Below are 14684 nucleotides of genomic sequence, written 5' to 3' on the forward strand. Positions count from 1 at the left end.
GGGCGCACGCGCTACCTTCGCTTCAGGTGGCACGGGAGGAGCCGGGGCGTGGGGATCGAGAGCGACCATCTGGTCTACGAATATCTGAGCCAGGTCGGGGACTTGGCGCAGCGCAGGCACCTGTCGTCGGGGGACCGGATGCGGCTGGTGGCGGGGCTGCGGGACGAGATCGACCGGCGGCGGGCCAAGTACGAACCGGAGACGCCGGCGGCGGTGCGGCGCATTCTCGAGCGGATCGGTACGCCGGAGGAGGTTCTGGACACGCTGCCGGCGGCGGCGGATGTCTCTCCTCCCTCTGCTCCCTCCGCTCCTTCGGTGCCGGTGCAGAGGGGGGTCGCGGCGCCGCATCTCGCGGGGGTCGACGAAGCGGGTGCGGGCGAGACGCTGGAGCCCGACTGGTGGACGGTCGGGCCCGGATCCTCGGTGGAGGGCTTTGCGGGCGGGATCGAGATCCCGGAGCTGCTGAAGGGACCGGGTGCGGGGGCCGGCGCGCAGTCGCAGTCGCAGTCGCAGCCGCAGGCTCCGGCGGAGGCTGCTCCGGAGGGTCCGCCGACCCTCATGGGCTACCTGCGCGAGCGGCGGCGCCGGGCGAAGGCGGAAGCCGCGGCGGCCGCTGCGGCTCCGGTGGCCGCGGCGGTCGCGGCGGCCGCGGTGAAGCGGAAGCCGTACGCCTTCCTGATGCTCGCGGGGGTGGCCCTGATCGCGGGGGCCGTCTCCGGCTACTGGCTGCTGCTCGCCGCGGGCTGGCTGCTCGCGTATGCCTCGCGGGTGCTGGGTCCTGCGGAGCGGAAGTGGGTGGTCTTCGGGCTGCCCGGGGTGGTTTTCGCGGGGGCGGTGGTGTGGTTGTGGGGTCGCCTGAACGGGCGGTGGGGGGCTCCGCTGGCCGACGAGGCCCTGAGCGGTACCTTCCAGAACCTGCTGCCCTGGCTGGCGCGGGCCGCGGCGGTCTCCTCGGCGGCCTACCTCTTCTGGCGCTCCCGCCGCCGCTGACCCCCTCCGGGGGCGGTCGTCTGGTGCGGACGCCGGCGGGGCTGGGGGTGGCCTGGGTGCGGGCTGGCTGCGGGTGGGGTCGGTGCCGGGGGCGGGGTGGGGTGTCGGCCTGGACTGCATGATTTAGGCGCCCCCTCCTGAACTCCGACAGGGCGCGGGCTCTACCTGCGCCACAAATCACGCTCTACGTCCAGGCCGACACCCCACCCCGCCCCCGTCCCCGACCCGGGCGCGTCCAGTCGCGCCGGTGGTGGGTCTCTTGAGCGCCAGGGTTCGGCTTTTCAGCCGCCGGGGTTTGGCTTTTCAGCCGTTCGGCGTTTGAGGACCGGGGTCTGGGGCGGAGCCCCAGGGGTCCGGGCGCAGCCCGGGGCATCCTCAGCCCCGCCGGCGTTTGAGGCGCGGGTCCGGGCTGGCCCGGGGAACGGTGGAAGGGCGGGGAGGGGACTTCGCCCCGCAGGGCCGAGTGCAGCCCGGTCGGGCCGCGCGCCGGGACGGCGATGGCACCGCCGGACCGCGCGGGAGCGGGGCTGACATGTCGCCACATTTCACTGCCTGGTAAGGCGGGGCTAAGTCTGCGTTCCCGTCCGCAGTGCCCGGCTCGGCACAATGGGAGGCATGAGCTCCGAGACGCAGCTGACCGTCGGGTTCGACCTCGACATGACCCTCATCGACTCCCGGCCGGGCATCAAGGCGGCCTTCGAGGCGCTTTCGGCCGAGACGGGTACCTTCATCGACACCGCGCAGACCGTGTCCCGCCTCGGTCCGCCGCTGGAGCAGGAGCTCGCGTACTGGTTCCCGGAGGCCGAGATCCCCGCCGTGGCCGACCGCTACCGGGAGATCTACCCCACACACGCCATCGGGCCGACCCCGGCGATGCCCGGCGCCCGCGAGGCGGTCGAAGCGGTCCGGGCCCTCGGCGGCCGCACGATCGTCGTCACCGCCAAGCACGAGCCCAACGCCCGCCTGCACCTGGACCACCTGGGCATCAAGCCCGACGCGGTCATCGGCTGGCTGTGGGCGGAGGCCAAGGCGGTCGCCCTGCGCGAGTACGCGGCCCAGGTCTACGTCGGCGATCACGTCGGCGACGTACGGGGCGCCCGCGCCGCCGGCGCCCTGTCGGTGACGGTCCCGACCGGCCCGTGCCCGGAGCCGGAACTGCGGGCGGCGGGCGCGGACGTGGTCCTGACGGACCTCACGGAGCTGCCGGCCTGGCTCGCGGAGTACGAGCGGACGCGCACCGCGTAGCGCGAGGCCCCTCCCGTACTACGCCTGCGAGGCGCGGGCCGCCGTGCGCTGCGCGGCGGCCGAGCGCAGTACGCCCGCCGCCGAGATCGCGAAGCCGACGCCCATGAGCATGCACACGGCCCACGCGTACGACGGGAACGGGTCCATGTCGAGGAAGAGCGGGGCCATCGTGGCGAGCGTGGCCACGGCGCCGACGATGAAGACGATGCCGCCGGCCTTGACGAGCGCGTCGCCGGGGCGGGCGTCGTCGGCGCCCTGCTCGGGCTGAGGGGTCTCGGGCTGAGGAGTAACAGTCACCCGACCAGGGTAGTTCCCTGGCCGGAGCGGTCACCCGCGAAGGACCGGGGAACGTCTTGTCACCCGGAGAGGGGCAACTAGCCTGAGAGGTGCGGGTCAGAGGCCCGCTTCCCAGCCCACGAACGCAAGGACAGAGGACGGACGTGCCTACCGGCAAGGTCAAGTGGTTCAACAGTGAGAAGGGCTTCGGCTTCCTCTCCCGCGACGACGGCGGCGACGTCTTCGTCCACTCGTCGGTGCTCCCCGACGGGCTGGACGCGCTCAAGCCCGGCCAGCGCGTCGAGTTCGGTGTTGTCGCGGGGCAGCGCGGTGACCAGGCACTTTCCGTGATCGTCCTGGATCCGGCACCCTCCGTCGCGGCCGCGCAGCGGCGCAAGCCGGACGAGCTCGCCTCCATCGTGCAGGACCTCACGACCGTGCTGGAGAACGTCACGCAGCAGCTGGAGCGGGGTCGTTACCCCGACAAGGCGCAGGGCGGGAAGATCGCCGGCATGCTGCGCGCGGTGGCCGACCAGCTCGACGTCTGAGCCTTGCGAAGGGCCGTGCCCCGCAGCTCGCGAGAGCCGCGGGGCACCGTCATGTCCTACGGGAAGGCCAGCGCGTCGGCTGCGATGGCCGGAACCAGACCCTCCGCGGCCGCCCGGGTCAGCAGCCCGCGCACGGCCGCGTAGCCGGCTTCGCCGAGGTCGGCGGTGAACTCGTTGACGTACAGACCGATGTGCTGGTCGGCGACGGCCGGGTCCAGCTCCTGCGCGTGCGCCCGTACGTAGGGCCGGGACGCCTCCGGGTCGGCCCAGGCCATCCGGACCGACGTACGGGCCGACTCGGCGAGCGCGCGCAGCGCGTCCGCGCCCAGGGAGCGCTTGGCGATGATCGCGCCGAGCGGGATCGGCAGGCCGGTCGTGGACTCCCAGTGCTCGCCCATGTCGGCCAGGCAGTGCAGCCCGTAGTCCCGGTAGGTGAACCGGGCCTCGTGGATGACCAGTCCGGCGTCCACGCGGCCGTCGCGCACGGCGGGCATGATCTCGTGGAAGGGGAGGACGACCACCTTGCCGACGCCCTCGGGTAGCACGTCGGCGGCCCACAGGCGGAACAGCAGGTAGGCGGTGGAGCGCTCGCTCGGGACCGCGACCGTCTTGCCGGTCAGGTCCAGGCCCGGCTCCCGCGTGAGGACCAGCGGTCCGCAGCCGCGGCCCAGCGCGCCGCCGCAGGGGAGGAGCGCGTACTCCTCCAGGACCCACGGCAGGACGGCGTAGGAGACCTTCAGCACGTCGAGCTCGCCGCGCTCGGCCATGCCGTTGGTGAGGTCGATGTCGGCGAAGGTGACGTCGAGGGCGGGCGCGCCGGGGACCCGGCCGTGGGCCCAGGCGTCGAAGACGAAGGTGTCGTTCGGGCAGGGCGAGTACGCGATCCGTACGGGCGCTGCGGCAGCTGTTCCGGTCATGAAGGTCCTCCCCAGGAAGCGAGTACGGGGCCCAGGGCGCGGAAGCCGTCGGCCAGCGCCGTCAGCGCCTCGCCGATCCGCCAGGCGTCGCGGTCCCGGGGGCCCACGGCGTTGGAGACGGCACGGACCTCCAGCACGGGCAGCCCGTGGGCGGCGGCGGCCTCGGCGACCCCGAAGCCCTCCATGGCCTCGGCCCCGGCGAGCGGGTGCCGGGCGGCGAGGGCGGTCGTACGGGCGGCCGTGCCGGTGACGGTGGAGACGGTCAGTACGGGCGCGAGCAGCGCCCCGGTCGCCTCGGCGGCGCGCGCGGCGAGCTCTGCGGGAGGCAGGTGCACGCTGCGGCCGAAGCCGAGTTCCGTGACGGTGAGGAACCCCTGCGGGGTGTCGGCGCCCAGGTCGGCGGCGACGATCGCGTCGGCGACCACGAGGGAGCCGATCGGGGCGGCGGGCGCGAACCCGCCGCCGATGCCGGCGGAGACGACGAGGCCGTAGCCGGGGGCCGACGCGAGCGCCAGGGCGGTCGCCGTGCCGGCGGCCGCGGCGGCCGGGCCGACTCCGGCGACCAGCACGTCGAAGGCTCCCCGGCGGTGGATGAGGTAACCGCCGGGGAGGGTGCGCGGCGGTTCGCCACCGGGGGCGTGGTCCGGGCTGTGCTCGTCGACGGGGACGTGGTCCGGATGAGGGACCGGACCGGACAGGCCTCGGACGACGGAGTCGGCCTCCGCCGTCACCGCGGTCACGATGAGCGCGCGCATGGTGGGTGCGTGACTACTTGAGCTTGAGGGTGAAGGCCCAGACGGCGAGGGGCTTGCCGTCCTCGGAGACCTGGACGATGTTGAGCTTCTTGGAGGCCGGGGGCTCGCCGCCCTGGCCGCCGGTGGCGAAGATGTCGGCGCCCGGGAAGCTGTCGTAGGTGTTGGAGGTCGGCTCGGTGATCTGCTGTCCGTCCAGGACCAGCTGCCACTTCTTGCCGTCCTCGACGACGTCCGGCTCGACACCGAGGCGCAGCGTGTCGCCGCGGCCGTAGTCGATGGTCTTTGCGTGCTTGAGGTCCGTGAAGCACTCCTGGACCTTCTCGCCCGTGAGTTCCTTGGCGTCGCTGCAGGCGGCTTCGGTGGACACCGACGAGGTGCCGACCGTCACGGTCGCCAGCGGCGTCGGCTTGTCACAGGCGGAGAGGAGGAGGAGGCCGGCGGAAACGGCTCCGAGGGCCGCGACGCTGCGGCGGGCCCTACCCGAGAAAAGCGGTGCGGTCATGAGCCGAAGGCTATCGGGCCCGTACGCTGCGCTGCTGCACGGGGTCCTACGGTGCGGCGCGCTGCGCGAGGTTCCCGGGGTGCGGCGCCGCTGCGCACAGCGCCCCCGGCTGCGCCGGGCCTTCCGGGGCGCCGCCCCGGACCCCGCTCCTCAAACGCCGGAGGGGCTGGATTTTCCGACCCCCGGCGTTCGCGTGCAGGCCGGGGCCGGCCGAACCTACGGCCCCGCAGGGCATCGGTTACGCCACCCGCGGTCGCGAGGACGTGTGCTGCTGGTGCCGCGGGGACGTGAGGAAGCCGCGCAGGGCCATCGCCGCGCCCAGGGCCACCACCGTCGCGGCGACGCACATGCCGAGGACGCCGTTCAGGGGGAGGGCGATGCCGATCGAGCCGCCCAGCACCCAGGCCACCTGGAGCAGGGTCTCCGAGCGGGCGAAGGCCGACGTACGGACGGCCTCGGGCACGTCGCGCTGGATCATCGCGTCCAGCGAGAGCTTCGCGAGGGCCTGGCAGAAGCCGGCGGTCGCGCCCAGGACGGCCATGAACACCCCGCTGAAGAAGACCGCCGCGAGGACGGCCACCGCCAGGGTCAGGGACAGCACGGCGGCGATGATCGCCTCGGGCGCGCGGGCCCGGAGCCAGGCCCCGACGGCGGTCCCGCAGGCGTTGCCGACGCCCGCCGAGACGCCGACGATGCCCAGCGACACCGCCGCGCTCTGCCCGGCGAGCGGGTGCTCGCGCAGCAGGAACGCCAGGAAGAAGATGAGGAACCCGGACAGCCCGCGCATCGACGCGTTCGCCAGCAGCCCGCACAGCACCGGCCGGCTGACCGTGCGCAGCCCCGGCCGCTTCGAGTGCGCCTCGTGGGTGGAGAGCCGGGCCCGGCGTTCGCCCTTGGCCTCGTCGACCTTGTGCGGCAGGGTGAATGCCGCGAAGGTGCCCCAGATGAAGATCGCGCACGCCCCGTAGAGCGGCCACGGCGGGCCGATCGTGTGCAGGGCGGCGCCCACGGGCGCGGCGGCGCCGGTGGCCAGCAGGCCGGCCAGGGTCACCCGGGAGTTCGCCTTGACCAGCGAGAACCCGGGTGGGAGGAGTCGGGGGACCACGGCGCTGCGCACCACCCCGTAGGCCTTGGAGGCGACGAGCACGCCGAGGGCGGCCGGGTACAGCTCCAGGCCGCCGGTGGCCACCGCGCCCGACATCATCACGGCCAGCAGGGCCCGGGTGAGCATCGCGCCGGCCATCGCGGCCCGCCGCCCGTGCGGCAGCCGGTCCAGCAGGGGGCCGATCACCGGGGCCAGCAGGGTGAAGGGGGCCATCGTGATGGCGAGGTACAGGGCCACTCGGCCGCGCGCCTCGTCCGTGGGAACGGAGAAGAAGACGGTGGAGGCGAGCGCGACTGTGATCATCACATCACCCGCGCCGTTGATGGCGTGCAGCTCGATCAGTTTGCCGAGGCCCGATTCGCCCGCCCCGTGGGCGTGCGTGGCCCGCCGGATCCCGCGCGCCGTACCGGTGAAGGGCAGGTGCAGGGCACGCCCGACGGCCCGGCCGGCCCGCCTGGCCGGTCCCGAGCCGTCATCGGACGACCGTACGGGTGCCACGTGGCCCATACTGCCCCACTCGGCCTCCCGGGACCCTTCCCGGCGCGTCGCGGGGACCCGGCCGGTCCCCGGGTTGGCCTCGGGTGTCCGCGAATCGGACCTTGCATGTGGGACGAAGGCGCCGGAGGAGGTAGCGTGCGTAGCGCGCCACCGGCGGTTGCTCCTGGCCGCGCGCCTCTTCGCGATCCCGCAGAATGGATCGCAGGTAGGTGCGCCCTGGAACCCGATCGGGCGCGGACGTCGACGCGGCCCCCTGGTCCGCTCCGCCCGCGCTACGTAGGGACAGCCGACGGGTCGTTGTGGACGACAAGTACGGACGGCGCACTCGTGAGACGGCGTAGGAGAGAACGAGACCTGTGAGTGCTGCGACGACGCGAAGCCGTACCCCCGACCGCCTGTGCGTCGAGGCGGTAGCCCTCGCCCGGGCGGCGGCCGAAGAGGCCGCCTACCCCGGAGTGGTGGGCGAGCACACCGCCGCCGTCTCCGAGGGTGACCGGGTCGTCACGCACTTCTTCGAGTGCAAGGACCCCGCCTACCGCGGCTGGCGCTGGGCCGTGACGGTGACGCGTGCGTCCCGGGCCAAGAACGTCACCCTCGACGAAACGGTGCTGCTGCCGGGCGACGACGCCCTGCTGGCACCCGAGTGGGTGCCGTGGAGCGAGCGGCTGCGGCCGGGCGACATGGGGCCGGGCGACCTGCTCCCCACGGACGCCGAGGACCTGCGGCTGGAGGCCGGCTGGTCGGGCGAGGACGCCCCGCCGCCGAACTCGGTCGTGTCCAGCGAGATGGCCGAGCTGGTCGAGGCGGAGGACGCCGACGTCACCGACCGCGCCGTGGTGCCCGTACGCGGCTCCATCACCTCGGTGGCGGAGGAGCTGGGCATGCGCCGGGCGCGGGTGCTCTCGCGCTACGGGCTGCACACCGCGGCCGACCGCTGGGACGAGTCCTTCGGCGCGAAGACCCCGATGGCGCAGGCGGCCCCGGCCTCGTGCGTCTCCTGCGGCTTCCTCGTCGCCATCGGCGGCTCGCTGGGCCAGGCCTTCGGCATCTGCGCCAACGAGTTCGGACCGGCGGACGGCCGGCTGGTCTCCCTGTCCTACGGCTGCGGCGGCCACTCGGAGGCCGCGGTCATGCCGGCGCCGCCGCGACCGGCGCCGCCCGTCCTGGACTCGATGGCCTCGGACGAGTTCCACCTGCGCCCCTCCGCCGACTCCGGCTCGGTCCTCACCACGGACCCCCTGGCCCCGGACCTCGGCCACTCCTGACACCGGGAACGGCGCGGTCCCGGCCCGGTCGGGCGGGGACCGCGCCGTTCTGCTCCCCGCGCCGCGCGGTGACCGCCGGAGCCGGCCCCGCCCTTGTCGAAGTGGGCCACTACCGCGCCGGGTTGGGCCAGTACAGTGACCGCACTATGCGTATTCTCGTGACCGGTGGCGCCGGTTTCATAGGCTCGCAGTTCGTACGCTCCGCCCTCTCGGCAGACCCTGCCGCCACGATCACGGTCTTCGACAAGCTGACCTACTCGGGCGTCGAGGAGAACCTCGCGCCCGTGGCGGGCCACCCCGGTTACGCCTTCGTCCGCGGTGACATCTGCGACGTCGACGCCGTCGACCAGGTCATGGCCGGCCACGACGCGGTGGTGCACTTCGCCGCCGAGTCCCACGTGGACCGTTCCATCGCCGGTGCGGGCCCCTTCGTGACGACCAACGTCGTGGGCACGCAGGTGCTGCTGGACGCCGCACGCAAGCACGGCGTCGGCCGCTTCGTCCACGTCTCCACCGACGAGGTGTACGGCTCGATCAGCGAGGGCTCCTGGACCGAGGAGTGGCCGCTCGCGCCGAACTCCCCGTACTCCGCCTCCAAGGCGGGCTCCGACCTGCTGGCGCTGGCCTACCACCGCACCCACGGCATGGACGTCGTGGTGACGCGCTGCTCCAACAACTACGGGCCGTACCAGTTCCCCGAGAAGGTCATCCCGCTCTTCACCACCAACCTGATCGACGGCAAGAAGGTCCCGCTCTACGGCACGGGCGGCAACATCCGCGACTGGCTGCACGTCGCGGACCACTGCCGCGGCATCGAGCTGGCGCTGCACAAGGGCCGCGCCGGTCACGTCTACAACATCGGCGGCGGCGTCGAGCTCACCAACAAGGAGCTCACCGGCCTGCTGCTGGACGCCGCCGGCGTCGGCTGGGACATGGTCGAGCCGGTGGAGGACCGCAAGGGCCACGACCTGCGCTACTCCCTCGACATCACCAAGATCGGCGAGGAGCTCGGCTACGCACCGCAGGTCGGCTTCGAGGAGGGCCTGGCCTCGACGATCGCCTGGTACCGGGAGAACCGCGCCTGGTGGGAGCCGCTCAAGGCGAAGGCCGCCCGGCAGGCCTGAGCACTCCGGACACGGAGCCGGACGCAGAGCCGGACACGGAGCCGGACGCAGAGCCCGACGCAGAGCCACCCGGGAGCGACCCGGGAGCCCGCCGGGATTCGCCCCGGGAGGGCCTCGCCCGGTTGGGTGACCTGGGGTGTGGGCGCCCGCCCGGCGTGATCCGCTGGGCGGGATGAAGACCTTCGCGCGCCCCGAAACCCACACCGGCCAGGCGGCCCCCACGCGCACCCGCCTGTCCTGGGTGGACTTCGCCGTGGCCGCCGCCTTCCTGGTGCTCGGGTACGCGATCCTCCAAGTCGGCAAGGGCACCACGGTCAACTTCGACCCCGCCGACGTCCCCGACGTGGACACGGACCCCTCGAAGCTCCCGTACTACGCCGCCCGCAGCGTCCTGCGGATGTTCATCGCGCTGATCGCCTCCGTGGTCTTCACCTTCGGCTACGCCTACGCCGCCGCCCGCAGCCGCCGCTTGGAACGGGTGCTGATCCCGGCCCTGGACATCCTCCAGTCCGTCCCCGTCCTCGGCTTCCTCTCCGTCCTCGTCACCTTCTTCGTCGCGCTCTTCCCCGGCTCGCTCCTCGGCCTCGAATGCGCCGTCATCTTCGCCATCTTCACCTCGCAGGCCTGGAACATGACCTTCGGGTTCTACGCCACCCTGACCTCCCTGCCGCGCGAACTCGACGAGGTCTCCCGCTCGTTCGGCTTCACCCGCTGGATGCGCTTCTGGCGCGTGGAGGTCCCGGCCGGGGTCATCGACCTGGTGTGGAACGGCATGATGAGCTTCGCCGGCGGCTGGTTCATGCTCGTGGCCTCCGAAGCGGTCTCCGTCTCCGGGCAGGAGTACGCCGTCCCCGGCCTCGGCTCCTACGCGGGCACCGCGATCGGCGAGGGGGACCTCGGGAAGGTCGGCTGGGTCATCCTCGCGATGACCGTCACCATCGTCACCGTCAACTTCCTCTTCTGGCGGCCCCTCACCGCCTGGGCGGAGAAGTACAAGAACGAGCAGTCGGAGTCCACCGACGTCCAGCGCAGCTACGTACTGGACTTCCTGCGCCGCTCCCACTGGCCCCGCCTGCTCGGCCGCGCCACCGCCCCCGCCCGTGATGCCACCGGCCGGGCCGCCCGCGTACTGGGCCGCGACGACATGGCGCTGTCCGTGGACCCGGCCCGCCGCCGGACCGGCGACGTGGTCTTCACCGTCATCGCCGGAGCCGTCATCCTGTGGGGCCTGTACGACCTCGTGCGCTACCTCCAGCGCGAGACCGGCCTCGGCGTCTTCGGGGAGCCCCTCGTGCTCGGGCTGATCACCTTCGTCCGGGTGATCGTGCTCGTCGCCGCCGCCACCGTCGTGTGGGTGCCCGTGGGCGTGTGGATCGGCTCCTCGCCCCGGCTCACGAAGATCGCCCAGCCCGTGGTGCAGGTCCTGGCGAGCTTCCCCGCGAACCTGCTCTTCCCCGTGGCCGTCTGGTTCTTCCTCGAGACCGGGCTGAACATCAACATCGGCTGCATCCTGCTGATGGCCCTCGGCGCGCAGTGGTACATCCTCTTCAACGCCATCGCCGGGGCCATGGCCATCCCCTCCGACCTCAAGGAGGCCATGGACGACCTCGGCGTCCGCGGGCTCCAGCGCTGGAAGCGCCTGATCATCCCGGCCGTGTTCCCCTCGTACGTCACCGGAGGCATCACCGCCTCGGGCGGTGCCTGGAACGCCTCCATCGTCGGCGAGGTCGTCACCTTCGCCGGTACGACGCTGTCCGCGACCGGCCTGGGCGCGTACATCTTCCACGCCACCGAGGCCGGGGACTTCCCCCAGCTGATCGCCGGGATCGCCGTCATGAGCATGTACGTCGTCGGGCTCAACCGGCTCTTCTGGCGGCCCCTGTACCGCCTCGCGGAGCGCCGCTACTCCCTCTGAGCCACCGAGTCCGCCCGCCCGACCCGAGGAGCCCGACCCCATGACCACGATCCTCCAGGCCGCCGCCCTCACCAAGTCCTACGCCGGCGCCGACGGGGAGCTGCCCGTGCTCGGCGGCATCGACCTGGAGATCCGCGAGGGCGAGATCGTCGCCCTCCTCGGGAAGTCCGGCAGCGGCAAGTCCACCCTGCTGCGCTGCCTCGCCGGGCTGATCCCCGCCAGCTCCGGCTCGGTCACCTACCGGGGCGAGGAGCTGCGCGGCGCGAACCCCGGCACGGCGATGGTGTTCCAGACCTTCGCGCTGCTGCCCTGGCTGACGGTGCAGCAGAACGTGGAACTGGGCCTGGAGGCCAAGGGCATGGACCGCGAGGCGCGGGCCCGCCAGGCGGTGGAGGCGATCGACCTGATCGGCCTCGACGGCTTCGAGTCGGCCTACCCCAAGGAGCTCAGCGGCGGCATGCGCCAGCGCGTCGGCTTCGCGAGGGCGCTGGTCGTGGAGCCGGACGTCCTCATGATGGACGAGCCGTTCTCCGCCCTGGACGTGCTCACCGCCGAGAACCTGCGCGGCGAGCTGATGGAGCTCTGGGCCTCCGACCGCTTCCCCGCCAAGGCGGTCGTGCTGGTCACCCACAACATCGAGGAGGCGGTGCTGATGGCCGACCGGGTGGTGGTGCTGGGTTCGCGGCCCTACGGAACCATCAAGGAGACCTTCGCGGTGGACCTGGCCCGCCCCCGCGACCGGGCCGGCGCCGACTTCGAGCGGATCGTGGACGCCGTGTACGCGGTGATGACCGGCCGCACCGCCAAGACGCCGGCCGCGGCCCCGCCGGCCAAGCGCACCCCGGCCAACACCCCGCTCCCGGCCGCCAGCGTCGACGGCATGGCGGGCCTCGCCGAGATCGTGCTCCAGCGGGGCACCGGCGACGGCAGCGAGGACCTCGCCGACCTCGCCGACGAACTGGGCCTGGAGGTGGACGACGTACTGCCCCTGGTGGACGGGCTGGAACTGCTGGGCCTGGCCGAGGTACGGGACCTGCACCTGGTACTGACCCCGCGCGGCACCGCCTTCGCGGGGGCCGACGTCCAGGAGTCGAAGAAACTGTTCGCCCAGGGGGCCATGGAAGCCCCGCTGGTCCACCTGATCCACACCACCCTGCAGCGCTCCCGGGGCGGCACCCAGCGGTCCGGCTTCTTCCGCGACCTCCTCTCGCACCACTACACGAGCGAGCAGCTGGAACAGCAACTGGAAACGGCGACGGACTGGGGCCGCTACGGAGAGCTGTACGGCTACCACGCGGACACCGAGCAATACCGCCTGGACGAGGACCCGTCCCGGGGGTAGCCCCTCCAGCCGCCCGGCCCAACCCAGCCCGTCCGGCGTGTGAGGACCGGGTCCGGGCAGCGCCCGGGGAACGGTGGAAGGGCGGGTAGGGGACTCCGCCCCGCAGGGCCCACGCACCCGCACCCGCGACCGAACCCGGACCCCGACCCGACCCGGAGGGTCAGCCCTTGGGCCGGCGCCGCAGGAGCCGCTTCGCGGCCAGCGTCAGGGTGACGGCCGCCACCAGAACGAGCGCGCCCTTGGTGAAGCTCCCCCCCTCGGGCGCGGCGGGCGGCGCACCCGGAGAAGGAGCGGGAGCCCCGGATCCGGAGGCCGAAGGCGACGGCTTCGCGCCGGAGGCGACCGGCACGGCAACGACCCGACTGTTCGCCCCCTCCGCCCCGAACAACAGCGCGGACCCGTCCGCCGCATACGTCACGGACTCCGCCTGCCCCTGCCAAGGCGCGGCCACCGCCTCCCCGTCCCCCGCCGGCCTCCCGTCCTTCCACGGGTACGTCCGCGCCCACAGGTACCCCCGCAGCGCGAGCCGCCCCCCGTCCGGGGAGAACGCCCCGTCCGTGACCCACGGGACGTCCCCGATCCGCCGGAAGGTGTTCGTGCCGGAGGCGGTCAGGGCCTCCGGGCCCTCGTACAGCCCGCCGGCCTTCTCGTCCTTGCTCGCGATGTACACCCGCCCCGTCACCGGGTGCACCATCAGCGCCTCCGCGTTCCGGGGCCCGTCGGCGTACTTCACCGTGAACTGCTCGGCCTTGAGCGTGGCGTCCCGAAGCGTCTTCGGTTCGGCGAACCGGTAGATCCACACGTGGTTCCAGGAGCCGCCCAGGTTGTCCCCGATGTCGCCGACGTACAGCCGCCCGTCCGGGCCCAGCGAGATCCCCTCGATGTCCCGGGGCTTGCCGATGCCGGTCAGGGTGATCCGCGCGACCGTCTTGCCGGTCGCCGAGTCCACGGCGTACACGTAGGGGCCGTCGTCGCTGTCGTTGTGCGTCCAGTAGACGCCGGGGTGGATCCGGCTGGCCGCGAGCCCGCTCGACTCCTTGATCCGCGGGTCGGTGATCGTGAACCCGGACGCGGCGGACCCGGACGCGGCGGCGGCCGAGGGCAGCAGGGCGACAACGGCAACAGCGGTGGCGGCGGTCAGGCTGAGCAGATGCGGGCGCATCCCCCTACCCTGCCAGCCCGCCCCGCGTGTCCGGCATCACAGGGGCCGCGGCCCGGTGATCCGCGAAGATGACCGGATGCGTTTCATGTTCGTCGGGGACTCCATGACCGTCGGATGCGCCGGCGACTACACCTGGCGCTACCGGATGTGGCAGCACCTCGACGCCACCTTCGGCGGCCCGTACGAGATCGTCGGCCCCCGCGACGGGCTCTACGACGCCCGCGCGGACGCGCCGGCCAGTGACGCCTACGCCGACCCCGGCTTCCCCGCCGAAGCCCGCCGCCACCTGGCCGGCTGGGGCGAGGGCTGGCAGCACATGGCCCCGCTCATCGGGCCCGCCGTCCGCTCCTCGGGTGCCGACGTGCTGCTGGTCTCCCTCGGGCTGATCGACCTGGGCTTCTACACCGCCGCCGAGGGCACCGCCGCCAACGCCCGCCGGTTCATCGCGGAGGCCCGCGCCGCCCGGCCCGGGATACGGATGGTCCTGCTGCCCGTCATACCCAACGTCCGGGCCCGGGACGACGAGCCCTTCGCGCAGCAGGTCGAGCTCTTCAACGAACTGCTCGCCAAGGCGGTCGCCGACCTGTCGACCCCCGCCTCGCCGATCCTGCTGGCCGCGCGCCCGGAGGCGTACGAGCTCGACCGGGACACCTACGACGGCACGCACCCCAACGCCTCCGGCGAGCACCGCCTGGCGGGGGAGTTCGCGGCGGTCCTCCACCAGGCCTGGGGCATCGGCGGCCCGTACCGGCCGCGGCAGGACACGTAACACGCGCTTCACGGGCGGGTGGCCAACTGTTGACTCGCTTATTGGGCATGGTTGATGGTCGGCTTGCTCGTACGGGTGAACGTGGGGCGCTGTCGGCACGCGGTCTTGGCGGAGACGTCAGTGTGGGTGGGGAACGTGAGTGCCTGTGAGGGTTGGCGAGGGGGTGGCTGGTGGCGCGTGCTGGGGTTCGAGGTAAGCGTGTACTCCGGTCGCTGTCCGCCCCGTTCACTGTGTCTGCTCCTGCGGGTGCGCGTATCCGGGATCGTCTGCA

At 73.0% G+C, this 14684-nt stretch carries 14 protein-coding genes; 8 read left to right on the forward strand and 6 right to left on the reverse strand.

Features of this window, described 5'->3' with window-relative positions:
* Positions 1-48: 48 nt before the first annotated feature.
* The gene (locus tag OHA37_RS21140; RefSeq protein WP_266907494.1) at positions 49-990 is read left to right on the forward strand and encodes a hypothetical protein; all 942 of its coding nucleotides are present in this window, start codon (positions 49-51) and stop codon (positions 988-990) included.
* 615 nt (positions 991-1605) lie between these two features.
* A complete protein-coding gene (locus tag OHA37_RS21145) occupies positions 1606-2235 on the forward strand; it encodes an HAD family hydrolase (protein ID WP_266907496.1) in 630 nt (209 codons plus the stop codon).
* Positions 2236-2253: 18 nt separating this feature from the next.
* Here the strand turns inward: OHA37_RS21145 and OHA37_RS21150 are convergent, their stop codons facing one another.
* Entirely contained in the window at positions 2254-2532 is a 279-nt protein-coding gene (locus OHA37_RS21150) for a hypothetical protein (RefSeq protein ID WP_266907498.1), read from the reverse strand.
* Positions 2533-2675: 143 nt separating this feature from the next.
* On the opposite strand from OHA37_RS21150, the gene OHA37_RS21155 reads away from it, so the two are divergent.
* Positions 2676-3059: a cold-shock protein gene (locus OHA37_RS21155; protein WP_323182349.1), complete on the forward strand. Its 384-nt coding sequence runs from the start codon at positions 2676-2678 to the stop codon at positions 3057-3059.
* Between the two features lie 56 nt (positions 3060-3115).
* Here the strand turns inward: OHA37_RS21155 and OHA37_RS21160 are convergent, their stop codons facing one another.
* From OHA37_RS21160 to OHA37_RS21175, 4 genes are all read right to left on the reverse strand, one after another.
* Complete coding sequence (locus OHA37_RS21160) at positions 3116-3976, reverse strand: 1,4-dihydroxy-6-naphthoate synthase (protein WP_266907500.1); 861 nt, start codon at positions 3974-3976, stop codon at positions 3116-3118.
* Positions 3973-4731, reverse strand: a complete 759-nt coding sequence (locus OHA37_RS21165; RefSeq protein WP_266907502.1) for a futalosine hydrolase — start codon at positions 4729-4731, stop codon at positions 3973-3975. Before OHA37_RS21165 ends, OHA37_RS21160 begins: the two co-directional genes overlap by 4 nt.
* A gap of 13 nt (positions 4732-4744) precedes the next feature.
* Positions 4745-5233 (reverse strand): DUF2771 domain-containing protein, encoded by a 489-nt coding sequence (locus OHA37_RS21170; RefSeq protein ID WP_266907504.1) that lies wholly within the window; start codon positions 5231-5233, stop codon positions 4745-4747.
* A 238-nt stretch (positions 5234-5471) separates the two neighbouring features.
* On the reverse strand, positions 5472-6845 hold the full coding sequence (locus OHA37_RS21175) for an MFS transporter (protein ID WP_266907506.1): 1374 nt from the start codon (positions 6843-6845) through the stop codon (positions 5472-5474).
* 347 nt (positions 6846-7192) lie between these two features.
* Between OHA37_RS21175 and OHA37_RS21180 the strand changes: the two genes are divergently transcribed.
* The 4 genes from OHA37_RS21180 (at position 7193) to OHA37_RS21195 (ending at position 12482) form a co-directional block, all read left to right on the forward strand.
* The gene (locus OHA37_RS21180) at positions 7193-8101 is read left to right on the forward strand and encodes a DUF3027 domain-containing protein (protein ID WP_266907508.1); all 909 of its coding nucleotides are present in this window, start codon (positions 7193-7195) and stop codon (positions 8099-8101) included.
* A 146-nt stretch (positions 8102-8247) separates the two neighbouring features.
* Positions 8248-9225, forward strand: a complete 978-nt coding sequence (gene rfbB / locus OHA37_RS21185; protein WP_266907510.1) for a dTDP-glucose 4,6-dehydratase — start codon at positions 8248-8250, stop codon at positions 9223-9225.
* Between the two features lie 172 nt (positions 9226-9397).
* On the forward strand, positions 9398-11140 hold the full coding sequence (locus OHA37_RS21190; protein WP_266907512.1) for an ABC transporter permease: 1743 nt from the start codon (positions 9398-9400) through the stop codon (positions 11138-11140).
* 40 nt (positions 11141-11180) lie between these two features.
* Entirely contained in the window at positions 11181-12482 is a 1302-nt protein-coding gene (locus OHA37_RS21195; RefSeq protein ID WP_266907514.1) for an ABC transporter ATP-binding protein, read from the forward strand.
* A 160-nt stretch (positions 12483-12642) separates the two neighbouring features.
* Here the strand turns inward: OHA37_RS21195 and OHA37_RS21200 are convergent, their stop codons facing one another.
* Positions 12643-13644: a WD40 repeat domain-containing protein gene (locus OHA37_RS21200; RefSeq protein ID WP_266907516.1), complete on the reverse strand. Its 1002-nt coding sequence runs from the start codon at positions 13642-13644 to the stop codon at positions 12643-12645.
* Between the two features lie 76 nt (positions 13645-13720).
* On the opposite strand from OHA37_RS21200, the gene OHA37_RS21205 reads away from it, so the two are divergent.
* A complete protein-coding gene (locus OHA37_RS21205; protein WP_266907518.1) occupies positions 13721-14413 on the forward strand; it encodes a GDSL-type esterase/lipase family protein in 693 nt (230 codons plus the stop codon).
* Positions 14414-14684 lie beyond the last annotated feature (271 nt).

The sequence above is a fragment of the Streptomyces sp. NBC_00335 genome, assembly GCF_036127095.1.
GTDB lineage: Bacteria > Actinomycetota > Actinomycetes > Streptomycetales > Streptomycetaceae > Streptomyces.

Excerpts from the sequence above, each read along its gene's own strand:
- OHA37_RS21145 (WP_266907496.1), top strand. The coding sequence starts at position 1,606 with ATGAGCTCCGAGACGCAGCTGACCGTCGGGTTCGACCTCGACATGACC.
- OHA37_RS21160 (WP_266907500.1), bottom strand. The coding sequence starts at position 3,976 with ATGACCGGAACAGCTGCCGCAGCGCCCGTACGGATCGCGTACTCGCCC.
- OHA37_RS21165 (WP_266907502.1), bottom strand. The coding sequence starts at position 4,731 with ATGCGCGCGCTCATCGTGACCGCGGTGACGGCGGAGGCCGACTCCGTC.
- OHA37_RS21170 (WP_266907504.1), bottom strand. The coding sequence starts at position 5,233 with ATGACCGCACCGCTTTTCTCGGGTAGGGCCCGCCGCAGCGTCGCGGCC.
- OHA37_RS21175 (WP_266907506.1), bottom strand. The coding sequence starts at position 6,845 with ATGGGCCACGTGGCACCCGTACGGTCGTCCGATGACGGCTCGGGACCG.
- rfbB (WP_266907510.1), top strand. The coding sequence starts at position 8,248 with ATGCGTATTCTCGTGACCGGTGGCGCCGGTTTCATAGGCTCGCAGTTC.
- OHA37_RS21190 (WP_266907512.1), top strand. The coding sequence starts at position 9,398 with ATGAAGACCTTCGCGCGCCCCGAAACCCACACCGGCCAGGCGGCCCCC.
- OHA37_RS21195 (WP_266907514.1), top strand. The coding sequence starts at position 11,181 with ATGACCACGATCCTCCAGGCCGCCGCCCTCACCAAGTCCTACGCCGGC.
- OHA37_RS21200 (WP_266907516.1), bottom strand. The coding sequence starts at position 13,644 with ATGCGCCCGCATCTGCTCAGCCTGACCGCCGCCACCGCTGTTGCCGTT.
- OHA37_RS21205 (WP_266907518.1), top strand. The coding sequence starts at position 13,721 with ATGCGTTTCATGTTCGTCGGGGACTCCATGACCGTCGGATGCGCCGGC.